This window comes from Chromobacterium sp. IIBBL 290-4, assembly GCF_024207115.1.
GTDB lineage: Bacteria > Pseudomonadota > Gammaproteobacteria > Burkholderiales > Chromobacteriaceae > Chromobacterium.
Genome location: NZ_CP100128.1, coordinates 1103863 through 1125060, shown reverse-complemented (window position 1 = coordinate 1125060; position 21198 = coordinate 1103863). Strand labels below are relative to the sequence as shown.

Here is a 21198-nt window from a genome sequence, read left to right as displayed (position 1 = left end):
CTTAGTTGAGACGGAGTTTGTTTTCGGCGATGGCGTACATCGGGCGCCACAGCAAGCGGTTGAACAGGACGACGAACAGCGACATCACGGCGATGCCGAGCAGGATCTTGGGATAGTCGCCGGCGGCGGTGGTTTGGGCGATGTAGGCGCCCAGGCCGTGGGCGGCCAGCTTGTCATTGCCCCAGGAGACGAACTCGGAGACGATGCTGGCGTTCCAGGCGCCGCCCGATGCCGTGATGGCGCCGGTGACGTAGTAGGGGAAGATGCCCGGCAGCATCACCTTGCGCCACCATTGCCAGCCGCGGATGCGGAAGTTGGCGGCGGCTTCCTTGAAGTCGTTGGGGAAGGCGGTGGCGCCGGCGATGACGTTGAACAGGATGTACCACTGCGTGCCCAAGACGATCAGCGGCGACAGCCAGATGTCCGGGTTCAATTTGTAGTGGACGATGAAGATCACGAATACCGGAAACAGCAGATTGGCCGGAAAGGCGGCCAGGAACTGCGCCAGCGGCTGCACTTTTTCAGCCAGCGCCGGGCGCAGGCCGATCAGCACGCCCAGCGGCACCCAGATCACCGAGGCGACGGCGATCAACAGGCTGACGCGCACCAGCGTGATCAGGCCCAGGCCTAACACGCGCAATACTTCCCACACGCCGACCTCGGTGGCGATGAAGTGCACCAGCTTGCTGGCGGCGGCGATGGCGATCAGCGTCACCAGCGCCCACCACAGCACGTCGATGCCGCGCGACATCGGCGTGTGCTCTTCGGAGTGTATGCCCTTGGGCAGGCTGAAATAATTGAGTTTCAGGCGGGCGGTTTTTTTCAGCAGCTTGCCGAAAGGCTTGAGCAGCTGCTGGATGAAGCGGGTGCGCTGGATCAAATTCAGCACCCACGATTCCGGCGCGGCCTGGCTCATGGTGTCTTCCAGGCGGAACTTGTCGGCCCAGGCCACCAGCGGGCGGAACAGGAATTGATCGTAGATCAGGATGACGATGGACATGGTCAGGATCACCCAGCCGACCGCGGCCAGATTCTTGTCCTGGATCGCCAGCGCCAGATAGGAGCCCACGCCGGGCAGGGTGACGGTCTTGTCGCCGACGGTGATGGCTTCCGACGCCACCACGAAGAACCAGCCGCCGGACATGCTCATCATCATGTTCCAGATCATGCCGGGCATGGCGTAGGGCACTTCCAGCTTCCAGAACTTTTGCCAGCCGCTGAGCCTGAGGTTGACCGACACTTCCTGCAAGTCGCGCGGCACGGTGCGCAGGCTTTGGTAGAAGCTGAAGGTCATGTTCCAGGCCTGGCTGGTGAAGATGGCGAAGATGGCCGCGCATTCCGCGCCCAGCACCCGGCCGGGAAACAGCGCCAGGAAGAAGGTGACGGTGAAGGAGATGTAGCCCAGCACCGGCACCGATTGCAGGATGTCCAGTATCGGCACCAGCAGCAGGCCGGCGCGGCGGCTCTTGGCCGCCAGCGTGCCGTAAATCAGCGTGAAAACCAGCGCGGCAATCATGGCGGCCAGCATGCGCAGCGTGGTGCGCAAGGCGTATTCGGGCAGATTGCCGGGGTCCAGCGTGATCGGCGCGGTTTGCAGCGCGGTGATGGGCGCCCAGGTGTCGCGGATGCCGGTGGTGGCCATCAGCAAAAAGCCGAGTATCAGCGGAAACGCGATCATGTCCCAGCGGTTGGGTATCAGCCGCCGGGCGGTGGCGGGCATGAAGTGGCGGACGGCGGTGTTCATCGGGCCTCTCCGTGTTCTATTCGATTATGCGGGCTGGGGTGGGCCCGCTTGTATTATGACAACAATGGCGCGGAAGGCCGAGGCTGCCGCAGCGGGGTCGACGCGTAGACGATAAAGGCTATCTGCGCGAGGCGTCGAGCGGCTTAAAACTGGAGGCCGGCGCATAGGCGCAGAGCCCCGATTTAGGGGATGGATGCTACCAGAGAAGGCATAAAACGATTATTAAAAACGCAGTGGAAACAAGGGTATTTTGTGACGAAATGTACTATTGGGAATGAAATCGGAACCATTGGCGTTTGCTGCGGAATATCGGTTTATTCTTGGAATTAAATGTCGCAACGAGACTGGTTGAGTCTTGGCCCGCAATGGACGTTGCGCGCAATCCCGTTTTCGGGGAAACCGCCCGCGCCCATCCCGATGAATGCGCGCGGGCGTTTGGCTTACAGCACGTTGACCGCCGGCGCGCCGGAGACGACTTCCACCGTCTGCGTGCTGGCGGTGGCCGGCGACGGCGCCACCCCGTTCACCAGCTTGCCGACCTTGTGGAAGACGCAGCTGAGTTTGCCCGGCGTCAGCGTCACCACCGCATAGCCTTGCGCGTCGGTATCGGCGTATTGCAGCCAGGGGTTGAAGGTTTGCAGCGTGGAGGTGAAGGTGTTGACCGTCTGGCCATTCACCGTCTGGTAGATCAAGGGCGCGGCCTTGGCGAAGGCCGGCACGGTGTCCACCACGTTCTTGAAGTAGCTGAAGAAGGAATTGCTGGAGATGCCGGCGGTCACCAGATCCACCATCACCGGCGTCGGGCTGGCGGCGTCGAAGTCGTCCATGACCGGGCCGGCGAAGAAGGCGTGAATGTCGCCGGTGATGCCCACCACATTGCCGATCTGCTTGCTCTTCAGGAAGCCCATCAGCGCCTTGCGCTCGGCGTTGTAGCCATCCCACTGGTCGGCGTTGAGTATGTACTGGTTCAGCAGCATGGACGGCGGCAGGCTGGCGTCCAGCGTCGGTTTCAGGGCGGCGTTGAATACCGGCGCGCTGATGGCTCCGCCGGTCAGAACGGACAACAGGCCTTGGGTATTGGCGTAAGTCAGCACCGGCGTCGCGCCGCTGACATCGGCCGCTTTCAGATCCTGGTAGAAAGTGCCGGTCAGTTGCTGCTGGGCGGCGCTCAGATTGCTGCCTTGTTGCGCCAGGGCGGCGATCAAACCTTGCGCCAACAGGCTGGCCACCGCCATGGTGCCGTCCACGCCCATGCGCAGCAGCGACACCTCATTGCCCCACAGCTTCCAGGTAGTGTTGGCGCTTTGCATCTGCTGTTGCCACCAGTTGCGCTGGGTGTCGCCCAGAATGGAAACATTTTGCAGATCGCCGCTCATGGCCGCGATCTTGGCGGCTTCCACCGTGGCCAGGGCGTTCTTGGGCACGAAATAGCGGCTGCCCAGATTGGCCAGGCCGGTATTGGGCACGGAGTCTTCGGAGATGATGTGGTCGGCGCGGTACAGCCGTTGGTCGGTCATCACCAGCGTGGCCAGATTGCCGAAGCTGAAGCTGCGGTAGATCTGGATGTTCTGGAATGAGGGGTTGGACAGGTCTAGCTGGACATCGGCCGGCGTGTATTCGAACCAGGCCTGGCTGGCGCTGCGGCGGCGCGGCGTATTGGGGGTGTCGTCCTCGCCGGGGTAGTACACCTGGCGGTCCTGCCAGCAGTCGTCGGAGAATTCGTGGTCGTCCCAGATCGAAATGACCGGGAAGTTGGCGTGCACCGCCTGGATGCGCGGATCGGCGCGATAGCTCTTGTACAGGTAGCGGTAGTCGGCCAGCGTGGTGGCGTAGATGGCGCCGTCGGCGCGCTTGGTGCCGTTGGGCAAGGTCAGCGGCGGATGGCGGGTTTCATTGCCGCCGGTCTGGAAGCCGGCGCCGACGGTTTCATAGATGTAATCGCCGACATGCATCACGAAGTCCAGATCCAGCTGGGCGATTTCGTCGAAAGCGCCCCAGTGGTTGACGCTCCAGTCCTGGCAGGTGATGTAGGCGAATTTCAGCTGCGACAGCGGGGCGCCGGCGGCCGGCGCGGTCTTGGTGCGGCCGCTGGCGCTGCCTGCGCCGCTGAGGAAGCGATAGTAGTAAGTGCTGGCGCTGTTCAGGCCGGTGACCTTGTGGCGCACGGTGTAGTCCCAGCTAGGATCGGCGCTGAGCGTCTGGTTGACCAGCAGGTTGGAGAAGTCCGGCTTGTCGGATAGCTGCACGGTGACCGACAGCGGATTGGCGCCGTCGCCGCCGGCGACGCGGGTCCACAGGACGATGCTGTCCGGACGCGGGTCGCCCGACGCCACGCCCAGATTGAAGACTTTGCCGGCCTCCAGTTGCGACTGCCCCGCAGTGCTGGTCGAGGCGATGCCGCCCGCGCCGCCGCCCCCGCAGGCGCTCAAACCGCCGGTCGCGACAGAAACCGTCAGGAAACTGCCCCACTTCAGAAAATGCCGCCTATCCATCGTTTCTCCAGGATTTTTTGACTATTGCGTGATAAAACCAATGATTATTACCAATGAATATTTAATTAACATGAATGGGTCGGTCAATTGAATCGAGCGTTTACTCTATGGTTATCGCCGCCGGCGTAGTCAAAATCCAACAAAGCTTTGTTAGCCTGCCCTTGATCTGTGGCATGCATGCCCCCATAACCTTTGCTGGGAATGTGCTACACTTTTCAGCATTTTTTGCGGACACCGTTCCTGCCCGCTGGTTTCTGGATTCGACTACATGATTTCTTCGCTACTCAAGAAAGTGTTCGGCAGCCGCAACGACCGTCTGCTGAAGCAATATCGCCAAACGGTGCTGAGCATCAACGCGCTGGAGCCGGCGATGCAGGCTCTGTCCGATGAGGCGCTGGCCGCCAAGACCCAAGAATTCCGCGATCGCCTCAGCAAGGGCGAATCGATGGACGACCTGTTGCCGGAAGCGTTCGCCGTCTGCCGCGAGGCCTCGCGCCGCGTGATGGGCATGCGCCACTTCGACGTGCAGCTGATCGGCGGCATGGTGCTGCATCAGGGCAAGATTCCCGAAATGAAAACGGGCGAGGGCAAGACCCTGGTCGCCACGCTGGCCGTTTACCTGAACGCGCTGTCCGGCGACGGCGTGCATGTGGTGACCGTCAACGACTACCTGGTCAGCCGCGACGCCAGCATCATGGCGCCGCTGTACAACTTCCTCGGCCTGAGCGTGGGCACCAACCTCAGCCAGATGCCGCACGATGAGAAGCAAGCCGCTTACGCCTGCGACATCACCTACGGCACCAACAACGAATTCGGCTTCGACTACCTGCGCGACAATATGGTGTTCAGCGTCGGCGAGAAGGTGCAGCGCAAGCTCGCTTACGCCGTGGTCGACGAAGTGGACTCCATCCTGATCGACGAGGCCCGCACCCCGCTGATCATCTCCGGCCCGGCCGAAGACAATATCGATCTGTACCAGCGCATGAACGCGGTGCCGCCGCTGCTGAAGCGCCAGGAAACCGAAGAAGGCGAAGGCGACTACTGGGTGGACGAAAAGGCCCACACCGTGCTGTTGTCCGAAGCCGGCCACGAGCACAGCGAGGACATCCTCACCCAGCTGGGCCTGCTGAAGGACGGCGACAGCCTGTACTCGGCCACCAACATCACGCTGATGCACCACCTGATGGCCGCGCTGCGCGGCCACGCGCTGTTCCACAAGGACCAGCATTACGTGGTGCAGGACGGCGAGGTGATTATCGTCGACGAATTCACCGGCCGCTTGATGTCCGGCCGCCGCTGGTCCGACGGCCTGCACCAGGCTGTGGAAGCCAAGGAAGGCGTGGAGATCAACCGCGAGAACCAGACGCTGGCCTCCATCACCTTCCAGAATTACTTCCGCCTGTACGGCAAGCTGTCCGGCATGACCGGCACCGCCGACACCGAAGCCTACGAATTCCAGAGCATCTACAATCTGGAAACCGTGGTGATCCCGACCAACAAGCCGATGATCCGCAGGGACGCCCAGGACAAGGTCTACCGCTCCGCCAAGGAAAAGTACGCCGCCATCCTGGCCGATATCCAGGATTGCCAGGAGCGCGGCCAGCCGGTGCTGGTGGGCACCACCAGCATCGAAAACTCCGAGCTGGTGTCCCATCTGTTGACCGAAGCCAAGCTGCCGCACAATGTGCTGAACGCCAAGGAACATGCCCGCGAAGCGGACATCGTGGTGCAAGCCGGCCGTCCGGGCATGATCACCGTGGCCACCAATATGGCCGGCCGCGGCACAGACATCGTGCTGGGCGGCAACCCGGCGCCGGAAATCAAGGCGGTGGAAACGGATGAGAGCCTGTCCGACGCCGACAAGCAGGCCAAGATCGAAGCGATCCGCGCCGATTGGAAACAACTGCACGCCGCGGTGCTGGAAGCCGGCGGCCTGCACATCGTCGGCACCGAGCGCCATGAATCGCGCCGCATCGACAACCAGCTGCGCGGCCGTTCCGGCCGCCAGGGCGACCCGGGCTCCTCCCGCTTCTACCTGTGCCTGGAAGATCCGCTGCTGCGCATTTTCGCCTCCGACCGCGTCGCCGCCATCATGGACCGCCTGAAGATGCCGGAAGGCGAGGCCATTGAGCATCCGTGGGTGACCCGCTCCATCGAAAACGCCCAGCGCAAGGTGGAAGGCCGCAACTTCGACATCCGCAAGCAATTGCTGGAATACGACGACGTCGCCAACGACCAGCGCAAGGTGATCTACCAGCAGCGCAATGAAATCCTGGTGGAAGAGGACGTGTCCGACGTGGTGGTGAACATGCGCGAAGGCGTGATCTCCGACCTGATCGACCTGCACCTGCCGCCGGAATCGATGGAAGAGCAGTGGGACCTGGCCGGTCTGGAAAAGACGCTGGCGTCCGACTTCCTGCTGGAGGCGCCGGTGGCCGAGTGGGTCAAGGCCGAGCCCAACCTCGACATCGAACAAGTGCGCATCCGCATCGTCGAACTGGCCGCCGCGGCGTACCAAGCCAAGGTGGAGCAAGCCGGCGACGGCGTGATGCGCCAGTTCGAGCGCAGCCTGGTGCTGCAGATGCTGGACAATCACTGGCGCGAGCACCTCGCCGCCATGGATCACCTGCGTCAGGGCATCCATCTGCGCGGCTACGCGCAGAAGAACCCGAAGCAGGAGTACAAACGCGAGGCTTTCGAACTGTTCGCCGACATGCTGGAGCGCATCAAGCGCAGCGTGGTGCAAGTGCTGATGACGGTGCAGATCCGCGGCCAAGAGGATATCGACGCGGTGGAGCAGCACGAACTGCCGGAATTCGAAATGCAGCATGCCGAGCCGGGCTCCGCGCTGGGCGACGACAGCGACAATCCGCTGTCGCCGGAAGCGCTGGCCTCGCAAGGACTGCGCGTCAACCGCAACGATCCCTGCCCCTGCGGCAGCGGCATGAAGTACAAGCAGTGCCACGGCCGTCTGGCTTGATGCGCTGATTGAGTTTGTTCGAAAAAAAGCCGACGCTTGCGTCGGCTTTTCTTTTGGCTATGTCCCAATTCCGTGTTGGGAGCTATGCTGAATACAGTAGCAGACCGGGAGTCGCGCCATGGATGCCCAGAGTTTTCAGCGTTTTCTTGCCCAACTGGATCAGCTCACGCTCAAACAGAGGAGCTTGCTGTCTTCTGCGCTTAAACATCCCACTCACCATGACGCCATTCAGGACGCCTTGCCTGACCTGACGGCTTGCCCACACTGCCAGGCCGAGGCCAACCAGTTGGCGTTATGGGGCTGGAGCCGAGGCCTGCGGCGTTATCGCTGCAAACAGTGCCACCGGACCTGCAATGCCTTGTCGGGCAGTCCATTAGCCAAATTGCGCAAGGCCGATCGCTGGCTGAGCTACGCCCAAGCACTGCAGGATGGCTTGACCGTGCGAGCAGCCGCTCGTGCATGCGGCATCAGCAAGAACACGGCTTTCCTATGGCGGCATCGCTTCTTGCATCGCGCATCAGACCATCTGGCGGCGCAAGCCCGAGGCATCGTCGAAGTAGATGAAACCTTCATTCTGGAATCATTCAAAGGGCAGCGGTGCCTCCCCCGCGCGCCGCGCCAGCGGGGTGGCGTCAGCCAAACACGGGGAACCGGGCCGGATCAGATTCCCATCATGGTGGTGCAGGACCGAGAGGGACATATAGCGGACTTCAAGTTGAAGAAGCTCAATGGCGCTCATGTGGAAGCGGCTTTAGCCCCGTTGGTGGATAGCGACGCCATCCTGTGTTCGGACGGCGCAGCGGTGTACTCGACCTTTGCCAGGCAGCATGGCATTACCCATCGAGTCGTGCATGCCAAGACGGGACAGCGGGTACGCGAGGGGGCGTTCCATATCCAGCATGTGAATGCCTACCATAGCCGCTTGAAGCTTTGGATGGCTCGATTCCACGGGGTTGCCACCAAATACCTTGAAAACTATCTGGGGTGGCGACGGATGCTGGAGCGCTATCAGCAAACCATGCAGCCTTGCCACTGCTTGCAGGAGGCAGTGGGTCGTCCCTTGCAACACATTATTGGGACATAGCCTTTCTTTTGCCGCCGCGCGGGAGCGATGAATGAATCGCGGGCGTTGCGCGCGGCGTTGAGCTGCAAGGCGCCGCAGCGTGGCGCGGCTTGGCTTTTGGCCATGCCCGCGAAGGCATGCCGGGAGATGGGCTTGGCAAGGCCATGACGTGGTGATAGCATGGCCTTGGGTCAACAGTTCACCCAGGCGTCGCCGGCGATTTCGCCACGCTAAACCTGTCTTGGCAGCAATACCCTCTCTAAGCTTGGCTCGAACTCCGTGCCAGGCCGCAACGGCGACCGCGGCTGTCTCCCCCGACCTTGGCACGCAGACAGGATTCGAACCATGTCTCGCACGCTTTATCCTTTTTACAGCAGCGACATCTCCGCGCTGGCCCGCTCCTTGAAACAGCAATGGGCGGAGCAGACCGAGGCCCCCGGCCATCTGCAAATCCTCAATATGCTGGCCCGTTCCGCCGGTTTCCAGAATTTTCAGCATCTGCGCGCCGAGCACAACAGGCCTGCGCCTGCCGAGCCCCAGCCGGTTTCCGCCGCGACCTTGCGCTTGCTGCGCCATTTCGACGCCGCAGGCCGACTGATGCGCTGGCCGAAGAAGTTCAGCGAGCAGCGCGCCTGCTTATGGGCTTTATGGTCCGGTTTGCCGCGCGGCGAAGAGTGGGACGAGCCCGCCGTCAACCTGGCCATCCGCGCGCAAGAAGCGTTTGGCGATCATGTGTTGATCCGGCGCGAGCTGGTGGAAGGCGGCTGGATAAGCCGCACCGACGATTGCCGGCGCTATTGGCTGCTGGAGCCTGAGGCGCCGGAGGAAATGGCGGAGCTGATCGAGCAAGTGAGTCTGCGCCGCCCCCTCTCCCCAACCCCTCTCCCGCGAGGGGAGAGGGGCTAGCCGCCGCGCGGAGATTTACGCGAGGCTGGCGCCATAGCGGGTTGGCTTCGCCATGTCGGCGAGCGAGGGATTGCGTGGCTTGGAGGTGCGTCGGGATTCGCGGATAGGGCTTGAGGACTGGCCCGCGACAGGGCTGCTAGGGCTGGATTCGCGGGTGGGCTTGAGGGCTGATCCGGGCTAGGACTGCTAGGGCTGGGTTTATGGGGATGGCCTGGGGTCAACCCACGCGACGGGCTGACTCGGTGATTGAAACGTAAGCGGCACGTCTCCCCTCTCCCCTTGTGGGAGAGGGGCCGGGGGAGAGGGGGGATTACAAATACGGCTTCACCGCCGCTTCCAGCTTCTTCTCGTCCAGCTTGCCGGTCAGCGTCGTCGCGATCTTGCCGTTGCGATCCAGCACCAGCGTGTAGGGCAGGCCGCCGGTCTTGTTGCCCAGGCTGCGCATCAGCTCCAGCGTATCGTCGTTGCCCAGCAGGATGGGGTAAGCGATCTTCAGCTGCTTGACGAAGGGCTCCACCTGTTCCTTACTGTCCAGCGCCACGCCGACCACTTCCACGCCCTTGGGCGCCAGTTTTTTGCGCAGGCCGTTCAGCATGGGCATTTCTTCGCGGCAGGGGCCGCACCAGGTGGCCCAGAAGTTCAGCACGGTCACTTTGCCCTTGTAGGCGGACAGCGCGACCGGTTTGGCCGACAGGTCGGCGAAGCGGCTTTGCTCCAATGTGGGCGCGGCTTGCGAGGCCAAAGGCAGGGCGGCCAGCAGCAAGGAAACGAGGAAGCGTTTGGTGTTCATCTGCATATCCTGTGATGTCATTGGAATTGTCTTGTATTTCCGTCACTTGCGCTAAACGGAGGTGCTGCGAAAAATAAACTTTATGTTAAAATGTTCGATTGATTACTTTGCGGAGTGGGCATGTCTATCCTCGTCTGCGGGGCGCTCGCATACGATACCCTGTTCTCGTTTCATGGCCGATTCGACAGCCAGATCCTGCCGGATCAGCTGCACAAGATTTCGACCACCTTCCTCGCTCCGACGATGCGCCGCGAATTCGGCGGCATGGCGGGCAACATCGCCTACAGCCTGTGTTTGCTGGGCGAGAAGCCCATCGTGATGGGCGTGGTCGGCGAGGATTTCGAGCCGTATCGCCAGCACCTGAAACGGGTGGGCGTGGATGACCGCTTCATCCGCCTGATCCGCAAGCAGTATACCCCGCAATGCTTCGGCATTGCCGACAAGGACGGCAATCAGCTGATGGCCTTCCACCCGGGCGCGATGGATTTCGCCACCGAGAACCATGTGTCGGACATCCAGGACCCGATCGACCTGGCCATCCTGTCGCCGGGCGGGTATACCGCTTTCATCCAGCATTCGCGCGAGTTGGCCGCGGCGGGTATCCCGTTCATTTTCGATCCGGGCCAGGAGCTGCCGCTGCTGTCGAAAGACGAGATCCACGAGATCGTCGAACTGGCCAGCTATGTGGCGATCAACGATTACGAGAGCGAGCTGATGCGCGAACGCGCCGGCCTGACCGTGGACGACCTGCGCAAGAAAGTGAAGGCGCTGATCGTCACCCGCGGCTCCAAGGGCGCGGAAATCTATGTCGACGACACCATCCACCTGATTCCGCGCGTGCAGATGCCCATCAAGCCGGTAGACCCGATGGGTTGCGGCGACGCCTTCCGTGCCGGCCTGCTGTGGGGCATCAGCCGCGGCGTTGACTGGAAAGTGACCGGCCGTCTGGCCAATGTGATCGGCGCCATCAAGGTGACTTCGCATGGCTGCCAGAACCATTACTTCGACTGGGATTCGCTGAAGGACATCTATCTGCAAGCCTATGGCGAGGAGTGGCCGCTGTAAGCCATCGCTCATCCATTTCAAAGCGCCGCTTTTCGCGGCGCTTTTTGTTTGTCAAAAGCGCTCGCTATGATGAGAGTCCGGATCGCGTGGGAATCGGGGCGGGATAGCGGCATCGGGATTTCGCGGACGCAGGGCGTTTTGCTGCCGAACTCGCATCGGCAGGCGGTTTTCGCTTGGTTCGGCTCTTGAATATGCCAGCCGCCACCCCCACCATTAACCAATTCACTGTAAGCCTCTAGGGGAATCCATGTCACCCGTCCCGCATCTGGCCACCGCTCTCACCGCGCCGCTCTATGAACTGGAAAGCCGCATCCTGGCCGCCCAGCCGCAGATCGAGCACTGGTTCCGCAGCCAATGGCACGCCCACGCCACGCCGTTTTACGGTTCGGTGGATCTGCGCAACAGCGGCTTCAAGCTCGCGCCGGTGGACATGAATCTGTTTCCCGGCGGCCATAACAATCTGAACCCGGAATTCCTGCCGCTGGCGGTGCAAGCGGCGCAAAGCGCGGTGGACAAGGTCTGCCCGGAAGCGCGCAGCATCCTGCTGATTCCGGAAAACCATACCCGCAACACCTTCTACCTGCAAAATGTGGCCACGCTGGTGCACATCTTCGAACAGGCCGGCCTGAAAGTGCGTCTGGGTTCGCTGAACCCGGAAATCACCGAGCCAACCGAACTCGCCGCCGCCAATGGGGACAAGCTGACGCTGGAACCACTGGAGCGCCGCGGCAACCGCCTGGTGCTGGCCGATGGTTTCAACCCTTGCGTGGTGCTGCTCAACAATGATTTGTCCGGCGGCATTCCGGATATCCTCCAGAATCTGGAGCAGCAGCTGTTGCCGCCGCTGCACGCCGGCTGGGCCGTGCGCCGCAAGACGCATCACTTCGAAGCCTACAACAAGGTGTGCGACGACTTCGCGCGGCTGATCTCCATCGATCCGTGGACCATCAATCCTTATTTCGCCAGCTGCAATGGCCTGGACTTCCATGCCCGCACCGGCGAAGAGCAATTGGCAGAGACGGTGTCGCAGATGCTGGACAAGATCCGCCGCAAGTATCGCGAATACGGCATCGACAACGACCCCTTCGTCATCGTCAAGGCGGACGCCGGCACCTACGGCATGGGCGTGATGAGCGTGAAGAGCCCGGACGAAGTCATCGGCCTCAACCGCAAGGCGCGCAACAAGATGTCTGTGGTCAAGGAAGGCCTGGAAGTGTCCGAGGTGATCGTGCAAGAAGGCGTATACACCTTCGAAACGGTCAACGAGGCGGTGGCCGAGCCGGTGGTCTACATGATGGACCGCTATGTCATCGGCGGCTTCTATCGCGTGCATACCGGCCGCGGCATCGATGAAAACCTCAACGCGCCGGGCATGCACTTTGTGCCGCTGTCGTTCGAAACCCCATGTCTGCCGGACCGCAAAGGCTTGCCGGACTGCGCGCCCAACCGTTTCTACGCTTATGGCGTGATCTCGCGCCTGGCGCTGCTGGCGGCTTCGCTGGAGCTGGAAGCCACCGATCCGGACGCCGAATAACCCTGGAGCCTGATGATGCGCATCCTGTTCATTGCCGACCCGCTGGAACATTTCAAGATTTACAAAGACACCACCTTCGCGATGATGGAGGAGGCGCATCGCCGCGGCCACGCCGTCAGCTTCGCCGAGGCGCATCAGCTGTCGGTGGAGGGCGGCCGCCTGCTGGTGGACGCCTATGACCTGGCGGTCACCGACGAGCGCCCTCAGTGGTATCGCCTGGGGCAGAAGCAGCAGCTGCCGCTGACGTCGTTCAGCGCGGTGGTGATGCGCAAGGATCCGCCCTTCGACATGGAATACCTCTACGCCTCGCAGCTGTTCACGCTGGCCGAGGCGCAGGGCGTCAAAGTGTTCACCAGCGGCCAGGCCTTGCGCGATTTCAACGAAAAGCTGGCCATTCTGAACTTCCCGGAGCTGACCGCGCCGACGCTGATCACCGGCGAAGCGCACCGCCTGCGCGCCTTCGTCAAACAGCATCTGGACGTGATCTTCAAACCGCTGGACAGCATGGGCGGCGACAGCATTTTCCGGGTGAAGCCGGATGATCCCAATTTGTCGGTGATCATCGAAACCATCACTCTGCGCGGCAAGCGCACGGTGATGGCGCAACGCTATATTCCGGAAATCCGCGACGGCGACAAGCGCATCCTGGTGATAGACGGCGTGCCGGTCGATTACTGCCTGGCGCGCATCCCGGCGGCGGGCGAGACGCGCGGCAACCTGGCGGCCGGCGGCCGCGGCGAGGCGCGGCCCTTGAGCGCGCGCGACCGCGAGATCGCCGAGACGGTGGGGCCGGAGCTGAAGAAGCGCGGCATTCTGCTGGCGGGGCTGGATGTGATCGGCAATTACCTCACCGAGGTCAATGTCACCAGCCCGACCTGCTTCCGCGAGATCATGGACCAGACCGACATCAATGTCGCGGGCCTGTACATCGACGCGCTGGAGCGGCACTGCCAGCATTGAGCGCCTGGCCTGAGCGCTTGCGGTGCGCTACCATGCCGGTCTTTTGCGCAGTCGTCCTTGTCGGCCGGCTTATGGAGCGATGATGGGAAATATGGAAGAAAGCCCATACAAGGGCAAGACCGGGCTGACTCGCTTGATCAACGCCTTCGGCTATTCGCTGGATGGTTTGAAGGCGGCGTTCCGCCATGAGGACGCCTTCCGCCAGCTGGTATTGCTGGCGGTGGTGCTGATTCCGCTGGCTTTCATCGTGCATACGACGCCGTTGGCGCGCGCGCTGCTGGTGGCCAGCAGCCTGGCCACGCTGATTATCGAGCTGCTCAATTCCGCCATCGAGGCAGCGGTGGACCATACCTCGCTGGAGCGCCATCCCTTGGCCAAGCGCGCCAAGGATATGGGCAGCGCGGCGCAACTGTTGGGCCTGATCAATCTGGCCTCGGTGTGGGGCATCGTGTTGTTTGGTTGAGCTAATCAGCTTCCATCGAGACCACAAGGCCCTGTCGATGGACAGGGCCTTGTTCATTCCAGGGGCGAGTCCGGGCTATAGCCCCAAACGCAGAGTATTTCCGCGTAGGGATGCGCCACTGGCTTTCCGGCTTGGATAGCTTCGATTACATGGCATTGTTTTTCAGTCTGGAAGAGAAACTGCTGCCGCCGCCATGCTGTTCGTTGATGGCTGCTGCGCACCCGACTGCTGCGCCAAAGCCGCCAATGGCGCCGCCCAAAACCGCACCTCCAAGTGCCCCTAATCCGGCAGTCAAAGGACCGCCAGCGATTCCTGCCGCAGCGCCGCCTAGCGCTCCTGATACGGCGCCTCCCGCAACGGCGCCAACCAGGGTGCCTTTCGAACATTCACCGGGCAGGTTTGCTCCTCCACTCGCAAGGCTAATTTCACTGAACGTCATTTGGCGCATGTCAATCACTCCTTATTGTTTCGAGATTGTCTTTGCAATCGAACTTTGTCGCTTATCGCGCTGAATCGCTGGCTCCAGCAGTGGAAAAGAGCATAGAGAGAACCCAGAAAAAAGCTTAGAAGGAACGTTGACAGTATCTTCCGCAGATTCAGCTCTACGCCTTGCCATGTGAACAGGAGGAGGAGGAAAAGAAAGATCCAATAACCATATATGTGTATCGATTTGAATATCGAACGCAGGTTTTGAGGTGTTGAACCGTTCATTTTGTCCGCTCAATGCCAATGGCATTTTTAAAGTATAATTATTGATATTTTATGTCAATTAATTGGCATTGATATGTTGTTTTTTTGATATGTGGTTGGTTGCTTGGTTTTATAAGTTAATTAGTGCGATTGATTGTCTTTGCGGTAAATGTAGCCCGGATAGACGCGGATGCAGCCAGGCTCCTCGGCCACTTCGCCTTGTTCGCCCAGAAATTGCCAGCAGGCGTCGCGCGCGATCAGCGTGCGGTAGACCGGGCTGCCGGCGCGGTAGAACATCAGCCCCTGGCCGCGGAAGGCGTCCAGCGGCAGCAGCGGGCGCTGGCTGGCGGGAATCAGCATGGCGGTGGTGTGCGAGGCCATGTCGGCGATTTGCTCTCTGTCGGCGGCGGACAGGCCGATGAAGGCGATCAGGAAGGCGATGGGGAGGATCAGGTATTGCTGATCGGCCAGACTGAGCAACGTCAGGATGGCGGCTCCGGTAAACAGGAAGTGGCTGTTGATTTTCATGCGCGACGATCTCAAAAACAAAACGCCGCCGGCCGGACAGGGCTGCGCGTCCGGCATGCTGGGGCGGCGGGGCCGCCGATCATGCCCGGCGGCGAATGCCTTGCGATGATAGCGCAGGCGGCTTGTCTTAACGCAATAAAATCAATGGCTTGATCATGCTGTCGGCGTGGGGGCTTGCAAGGCGGGGCTGGGCGAACGCAGGCCAAAAACGCAACGATGGGCGCAAAAAAACCGCTCCGTGGAGCGGTTTCATTTGCGGGCTTTATGCCTCGTCGGCAGGCGCCGTTTCCTTGCCTTCCGGCGGCGCGATCTGCTCGGCGTAGCCGCATTCCTTCTGCGGGCACACCTTCTCGGTGCCGCGGCGCTTGGTGGTCTTGATCGTCAGGATCGGCCAGTTGCACTTAGGGCACGGTTCGGCGATCGGCGGGTTCCAGGTCGCGTATTTGCACTTCGGATAGGTGTTGCAGCTGTAGAACAGCTTGCCGTAGCGGCTCTTGCGCTCGATCAGCTGGCCGGTCTTGCATTCCGGGCAGGTGACGCCGGTTTCGCGCGGCTTTTCCAGGGGCTCGATGTGCTTGCACTTGGGGTAGTTGGCGCATCCGATGAACTTGCCGTAACGGCCTTTCTTGATGTGCAGCTCGCCGCCGCAATCGGGGCAGGAGCGGCCTTCTATCACCGTCGGCGCTTCGGCTTCCTCCGCCGCCTGCTCCGCGGTCTCGCCCATATTGCGGGTGTAATCGCAATCCGGGTAGCCGGTGCAGGCGATGAAGCGGCCGCGCTTGCCGAACTTGATCGATAGCGGCTTGCCGCACTTAGGGCAGTCCTCGTCCAGGCTCTCGGTGGTGACCTCGGCGCGGGAAATGCTTTCCTTCTCGTCGATCTGCTTCTTGAAGCCCTTCCAGAAGGTGTCCATCACCGGCACCCACTGGCGGCCGCCGTTGGCGATCTCGTCCAGCTGGTTTTCCAGCTTGGCGGTGAAGTTGTAGTCGACGTACTGGGCGAAGTGCTCGGTCAGGAACTTGTTGACGATGTCGCCGGTATCCGTGGGCAGGAAGCGCTTCTTGTCCAGGATCACGTATTCGCGGTCCTTCAACGTCGAGATGATGCTGGCGTAGGTGGACGGCCGGCCGATGCCGAACTCTTCCAGCGCCTTCACCAAGCTGGCTTCGGAGAAGCGCGGCGGCGGCTGGGTGAAGTGCTGCTCGCCGTACAGCTTGTCCACCGGCAGCTCTTCGCCTTCGGTCAGCAGCGGCAGCTTGGCGTTGTCTTCATCCTCGGCGTCGTCCACGTCCTCCTCGTACACGGCGAGGAAGCCGGCGAAGGTCTGCACCTGGCCGCTGGCGCGGAACACGCCTTCACCCATCGCGATGTCCACGCTGGTGGTGTCGAACTTGGCCGGCGCCATCTGACAGGCCAGCGTCCGTTTCCAGATCATGTCGTAGAGCTTGAACTGGTCGGTGGTCAGGAAGGGCTTCACCATTTCCGGCGTGCGCAGGATGGAGGTCGGACGGATGGCCTCGTGCGCTTCCTGGGCGTTCTTGGCCTTGCTCTTGTAGACGGCCGGGTTTTTCGGCAGGTAGTCGGCATCCCATTTCAGGCCGATGTAGCCGCGGATCTCTTCCACCGCCTCATTGGCCAGCGCCACCGAGTCGGTACGCATATAGGTGATCAGGCCGACCGTGCCCTGGCCGATGTCCATGCCCTCGTACAGCTGCTGGGCGGTGCGCATGGCGCGGTCGGTGGTCATGCCCAGTTTGCGCACGGCCTCCTGCTGCAGCGTCGAGGTGGTGAACGGCGCGGCCGGGCTGCGCGATTTCTTTTTCTTCTCGATGCTGCTGACCGTCGCCGGCAGGTTTTGCAGGCGGGACAGCACCGCAGCCTGTTCGGCTTCGTTGGGAATGTCGAACTGGTCCAGTTTCTTGCCGGCCAGTTGCGTCAGCTTGGCGCTGAACTTGGTGCGGCTCTTGTGGCTGTCCAGGTGGACCGACCAGTATTCCTGCTGCACGAAGGCCTTGATCTCGTTCTCGCGTTCGCAGATCAGGCGCAGCGCCGGGCTCTGCACGCGGCCGGCGGACAAGCCGCGGCGGATTTTCTTCCACAGCAGCGGCGACAGGTTGAAACCCACCAGATAGTCCAGGGCGCGGCGCGCCTGCTGGGCGTCCACCAGGTCCTGGGCGATGTCGCGCGGATTCTGGATGGCGTCCAGCACCGCGTTCTTGGTGATTTCGTGGAACACCACGCGCTGGGCGGTCTTGTCCTTCAGCAGCTTCTTGCTGTTGAGGATCTGCACCAGGTGCCAGGAGATGGCTTCGCCTTCGCGGTCCGGGTCAGTCGCCAGATAGACGTGGTCGGCTTCGCGCACCGCGCTGACGATGGCGTCAACGTGCTTGCTGTTGCGCGCGATCAGCTGGTACTTCATGGCGAAGTCTTTTTCCGGATCGACGGCGCCGTTCTTCGGCACCAGATCGCGCACGTGGCCGTAGGAGGCCAGGACTTCGAAGTCCGGACCCAGGTATTTTTTCAGTGTCTTCGCCTTCGACGGCGATTCGACGATCAAGAGGCTGGTGGGCATATTATCTTTTCAGCGAAATTCGGGGCCGGACGCGCCCGGCCGACACTTCTTGTTATATCCGTCAAACGAAACAAGAGCGCAAGGGCGCTCTTGATGCAAATAGGCAATTGACCAATCGGCGGCATGTTAAGCCGAGCGGTCGGGCCTGACAAGCTATTGCATGGTAGGCTCGCCATGCACCGCTTCCAACAGCGCCTCGCCCAGCAGTATGGGCAGTTCGGCCTGTTGCGCCCACAACACCATCAGCACCAGCAGCTTGGCGTTGTCCACGTCCAAGTCTTCCGGGTCCAGCTCCAGCAGACGGTCGATCACCATTTCACGCTGCGCCGGGCTGAGCGCGCCGTTGTCTTCCAGAAACTGGATCAGGCCGCGCACATCGGTCGGCAGATGCTCCAGTTCGCTGTCGGCGTAAAAGCGCAGGCCTTCGCCGTCGTCGGCGCCGAGATAAGGCTCGACGCTGGTTTCGCTGACGCTGTCCAGCCAGTCCAAAGCTTCGCCGATTTCGTCTTCCTCGAAACCGACGGCGTTCAGCTGGCGCGTCAGGGCGCTGCGGTCGCCAAAGGCGGCCGGGTCGCTGTATTGCTCGAATAAATAGGTGAGTACGTCAAACATCGGTCTTTTTCATCTGGAACGCCTAGCGTTCACGGTTGTGCCAGCCGCTGGAAACGGCCGCCCGGCAGGCTGGCCACCTGGCCGGATAGCTCAAGTTCGAGCAGCATCGCGTAAACCTCCCCAGGAGTCAACCCAAGCGTGCCGGCAAGCGACTCGGCCAACACCGGTTCCCAGCCCATGCCGGCCAGCAGCGGCGAGGCGGTTTCAGCGACGGCGGACGGCTCGGGGGCTATGCCTGAGGGCAGCCGGCCGATCTCGTCCAGCACATCGTCAACGGTTTCCGCCAGCCGGGCGCCGTCTTTGATCAGCCGGTGGCAGCCTCGCGCCTGGGCGTTGTGGATGCTGCCGGGTATCGCCATCACGTCGCGGTTGCTTTCCATCGCCAGCCGCGCGGTGATCAGGGAGCCGGACGCCGTGCTGGCTTCCACCACCAGGCAGCCGCGCGCCAGGCCGGCGATGATGCGGTTGCGGCGCGGAAAATGGCCGGCCAAGGGACCCATGCCCAGCGGAAACTCCGACAGGATCAGGCCTTCCGCCGCGATGCGGTGCGCCAGCTGGCGATTGGACGCCGGATAGACGCGGTCTATGCCAGTGCCTATCACCGCGATGGTGGAGGCCGGATGCGCCAGCGCGCCCTGATGCGCGGCGGCATCGATGCCGCTGGCCAGGCCGCTGACGATGGTGTAGCCGTGCGCGGCCAGGGCGGAGGCGAAGTCCTCGGCATTGCGTTTGCCCTGCGGCGTGGCGGCGCGGCTGCCCACCACGGCCAGCATGGGCTGGCTGAGCAGCTCGCGGCGGCCGCGGCCGAACAGCAGCGGCGGCGGCGTGTCGGATTCGGCCAGTTGCGGCGGGTAGTCGTCGTCCAAGAGCGTGATCAGGTGGCAGCCTTCGCCTTGGGCCCAAGCCTCGGCGGCGGAGACGGCTTCGGCCGCCGCTTGGTTCTGCAGGGCTTCGGCGGCTTCGCGGCCTATCAGTTTTTCGGTTTGCGCGGCGCGCGCGCCGGCGGCGGCTTCGGCCGAGCCGAAGGCCTGGATCAGCTTGAGAAAGCCGACCGGCCCGATGCCGGGCGTCAGCGTCAGTTGGAGCCAGGAGGAGGATGCGGTCATTCGTTTTGCGGCGTGGCGATCAGGTCGTTTACGTAAATGGCGCCGAGACTGTTCAGCACCAGCGCGTAGGATACCTTGTCGAAGACCCGGTAGACGAATAGCTGTCCCGCTTGCTCGGTCGGCAATTGGGCTTGCTTCTTTTTGCCGTGCGCGTCGGTCACCTCGATGGCGCCGCCTTTTTTGAAGATGCCGAACACCAGGCCCGGCTCCACGCCGTTGCGGGCGCCCAGGTTCAAGGCCACGGTGGAATATTGCGCGGCGGCGCCTATGCCTTGGTAAATCGAAATGATCTTGCCCTGCAGGTGGTCGGGGGCGGGATGGGGCGCATAGTTGATGAAGGAGGACTTGGGCGCGCGCACCAGGTAGTCGCCCACCAGTACCTCGCCGGCGACATTGCGAACTTGCAAGGTCTGGATGTCCGGCTTCAGTTTGTCCACCACCAGGTCGCCGCCGTAGACCGCCTCAACCCCCAGCGGCTCCTTGCTGTCCGGGTCCTGCAGCTGTTGGCCCAGCCGGTAGGCTTGCCAGCTGCCGGTCTCGCCGATGCCGCTGGCGTAGACGCGGTCGCCCTGGCTGATGCTGATTCTCTCGTCCGGGCCGGCGATCAGGCGCGGCGCGGCGGCGAACTGTTGCGGATCGACGATAAGCGGGCGGGCGAGAAAGGGTTCGATGGCGTCGGCGGGAATGCTGGAGATGGCCTGATCCAGGTCTTCCGGCCGGGCCTGCGGCGACAGCTTCACCTCGCGCATCGCGTCTGACGCCAGCGACAGGCGCGGCTGGCCGTTGACATAGTCCAGCTGCAGCGCGTCGCCGGGGTAGATCCAGTGCGGGTTGCGGACTTGGTTTTGGTTCATCCGCCACAGTTCCGGCCAGCGCCACGGACTTTGCAGATAGCGGCCGGAGATGCCCCATAAGGTGTCGCCGCTGACCACGGTATAGCGGGACGGCGCGTCCGGCTTGATCGTCAATTCATCGGAAAAGGCGGGAAAGGCCAGCCCCAGCGCCAGCGCAAGCGATATAATGCTTTTACGCATGGAAAGTGTCCCCATATAGGTAGCAGCCCGCGCGGGCATGAGGCCCGCGCCTAGAACGCGACCGCGTCAGCCGAGTATATTATTGGCAGGCTGACGGCATTACGACAAATGGAGCAGGTAAATAAGATGGCGCTGTTGAACATTTTGCATTATCCGGATGAGCGGCTGCACACGGTGGCGAAGCCGGTTGAGGCTTTCGACGCCGCATTGCAGCAGCAGATCGACGATATGTTCGAAACCATGTACGAAGCCAAGGGCATCGGCCTGGCGGCCACGCAGGTCGATTACCACCGCCGCCTGGTGGTGATGGACATCTCGGAAGAGCGCGACGAGCGCCGCGTGTTCATCAATCCGGAAATCGTCGAGAAAGACGGCGAAACCGTTTACGAAGAAGGCTGTCTGTCGGTGCCCGGCATCTACGACAAGGTCACTCGCGCCGAGCATGTCAAGGTGAAGGCGCAGGACCGCGACGGCAAGCCGTTCGAACTGGAGGCGGATGGCCTGCTGGCGATCTGCATTCAGCACGAGCTGGACCACCTGAACGGCGTGGTCTTCGTCGAGCGCCTGTCGCAGATGAAGCAGGCCCGCATCAAGACCAAGCTGAAAAAGCGCGAAAAGCAGAATATGTAATCATCCGGCCGCAGGGCCAGGATCAAGCG

Annotated in this window: 17 protein-coding genes; 8 read left to right on the top strand and 9 right to left on the bottom strand. The window is 62.1% G+C overall.

Annotation, left to right across the window (positions count from 1 at the left end):
* Position 1 precedes the first annotated feature (1 nt).
* Both NKT35_RS05255 and NKT35_RS05250 read right to left on the bottom strand, forming a co-directional pair.
* Entirely contained in the window at positions 2-1744 is a 1743-nt protein-coding gene (locus NKT35_RS05255) for an ABC transporter permease (RefSeq protein WP_254299495.1), read from the bottom strand.
* A 440-nt stretch (positions 1745-2184) separates the two neighbouring features.
* Positions 2185-4236 carry an alkaline phosphatase D family protein gene (locus tag NKT35_RS05250; protein WP_254299493.1) on the bottom strand — a complete coding sequence of 684 codons (2052 nt, stop codon included), beginning with the start codon at positions 4234-4236 and terminating at the stop codon, positions 2185-2187.
* A gap of 268 nt (positions 4237-4504) precedes the next feature.
* Between NKT35_RS05250 and secA the strand changes: the two genes are divergently transcribed.
* From secA to NKT35_RS05235, 3 genes are all read left to right on the top strand, one after another.
* On the top strand, positions 4505-7216 hold the full coding sequence (gene secA / locus NKT35_RS05245) for a preprotein translocase subunit SecA (RefSeq protein ID WP_254299491.1): 2712 nt from the start codon (positions 4505-4507) through the stop codon (positions 7214-7216).
* Between the two features lie 118 nt (positions 7217-7334).
* Positions 7335-8300: an IS1595 family transposase gene (locus NKT35_RS05240; protein ID WP_254293992.1), complete on the top strand. Its 966-nt coding sequence runs from the start codon at positions 7335-7337 to the stop codon at positions 8298-8300.
* A 324-nt stretch (positions 8301-8624) separates the two neighbouring features.
* A complete protein-coding gene (locus NKT35_RS05235; protein ID WP_254299490.1) occupies positions 8625-9185 on the top strand; it encodes a DUF2087 domain-containing protein in 561 nt (186 codons plus the stop codon).
* A gap of 310 nt (positions 9186-9495) precedes the next feature.
* Here the strand turns inward: NKT35_RS05235 and NKT35_RS05230 are convergent, their stop codons facing one another.
* Positions 9496-9975: a TlpA family protein disulfide reductase gene (locus tag NKT35_RS05230; RefSeq protein WP_254299489.1), complete on the bottom strand. Its 480-nt coding sequence runs from the start codon at positions 9973-9975 to the stop codon at positions 9496-9498.
* A gap of 120 nt (positions 9976-10095) precedes the next feature.
* On the opposite strand from NKT35_RS05230, the gene NKT35_RS05225 reads away from it, so the two are divergent.
* The 4 genes from NKT35_RS05225 to NKT35_RS05210 all read left to right on the top strand — a co-directional run bounded on the left by NKT35_RS05225 (position 10096) and on the right by NKT35_RS05210 (position 13997).
* Positions 10096-11040, top strand: coding sequence for a carbohydrate kinase family protein (locus NKT35_RS05225; protein ID WP_254299488.1), 945 nt, complete (start codon positions 10096-10098; stop codon positions 11038-11040).
* A gap of 247 nt (positions 11041-11287) precedes the next feature.
* Positions 11288-12574, top strand: coding sequence for a glutamate--cysteine ligase (gene gshA / locus NKT35_RS05220; RefSeq protein WP_254299487.1), 1287 nt, complete (start codon positions 11288-11290; stop codon positions 12572-12574).
* A gap of 15 nt (positions 12575-12589) precedes the next feature.
* A complete protein-coding gene (gene gshB / locus NKT35_RS05215) occupies positions 12590-13534 on the top strand; it encodes a glutathione synthase (RefSeq protein WP_254301348.1) in 945 nt (314 codons plus the stop codon).
* A gap of 82 nt (positions 13535-13616) precedes the next feature.
* Positions 13617-13997, top strand: coding sequence for a diacylglycerol kinase (locus NKT35_RS05210; RefSeq protein ID WP_371926491.1), 381 nt, complete (start codon positions 13617-13619; stop codon positions 13995-13997).
* Positions 13998-14142: 145 nt separating this feature from the next.
* Here NKT35_RS05210 and NKT35_RS05205 read toward each other — a convergent pair whose 3' ends face one another.
* The 6 genes from NKT35_RS05205 to NKT35_RS05180 form a co-directional block, all read right to left on the bottom strand.
* The gene (locus NKT35_RS05205; RefSeq protein WP_254299485.1) at positions 14143-14445 is read right to left on the bottom strand and encodes a hypothetical protein; all 303 of its coding nucleotides are present in this window, start codon (positions 14443-14445) and stop codon (positions 14143-14145) included.
* A gap of 383 nt (positions 14446-14828) precedes the next feature.
* Positions 14829-15215 carry a hypothetical protein gene (locus NKT35_RS05200; protein ID WP_254299484.1) on the bottom strand — a complete coding sequence of 129 codons (387 nt, stop codon included), beginning with the start codon at positions 15213-15215 and terminating at the stop codon, positions 14829-14831.
* 262 nt (positions 15216-15477) lie between these two features.
* Positions 15478-17787, bottom strand: a complete 2310-nt coding sequence (topA, locus tag NKT35_RS05195; RefSeq protein ID WP_254299482.1) for a type I DNA topoisomerase — start codon at positions 17785-17787, stop codon at positions 15478-15480.
* Between the two features lie 153 nt (positions 17788-17940).
* A complete protein-coding gene (locus NKT35_RS05190) occupies positions 17941-18399 on the bottom strand; it encodes a Smg family protein (RefSeq protein WP_254299480.1) in 459 nt (152 codons plus the stop codon).
* 29 nt (positions 18400-18428) lie between these two features.
* A complete protein-coding gene (gene dprA, locus NKT35_RS05185) occupies positions 18429-19505 on the bottom strand; it encodes a DNA-processing protein DprA (RefSeq protein WP_254299478.1) in 1077 nt (358 codons plus the stop codon).
* On the bottom strand, positions 19502-20539 hold the full coding sequence (locus NKT35_RS05180; RefSeq protein WP_254299476.1) for a LysM peptidoglycan-binding domain-containing protein: 1038 nt from the start codon (positions 20537-20539) through the stop codon (positions 19502-19504). Before NKT35_RS05180 ends, dprA begins: the two co-directional genes overlap by 4 nt.
* 126 nt (positions 20540-20665) lie before the next feature.
* On the opposite strand from NKT35_RS05180, the gene def reads away from it, so the two are divergent.
* The gene (gene def, locus NKT35_RS05175) at positions 20666-21169 is read left to right on the top strand and encodes a peptide deformylase (protein ID WP_254299474.1); all 504 of its coding nucleotides are present in this window, start codon (positions 20666-20668) and stop codon (positions 21167-21169) included.
* The last annotated feature ends 29 nt before the right edge of the window (positions 21170-21198 follow it).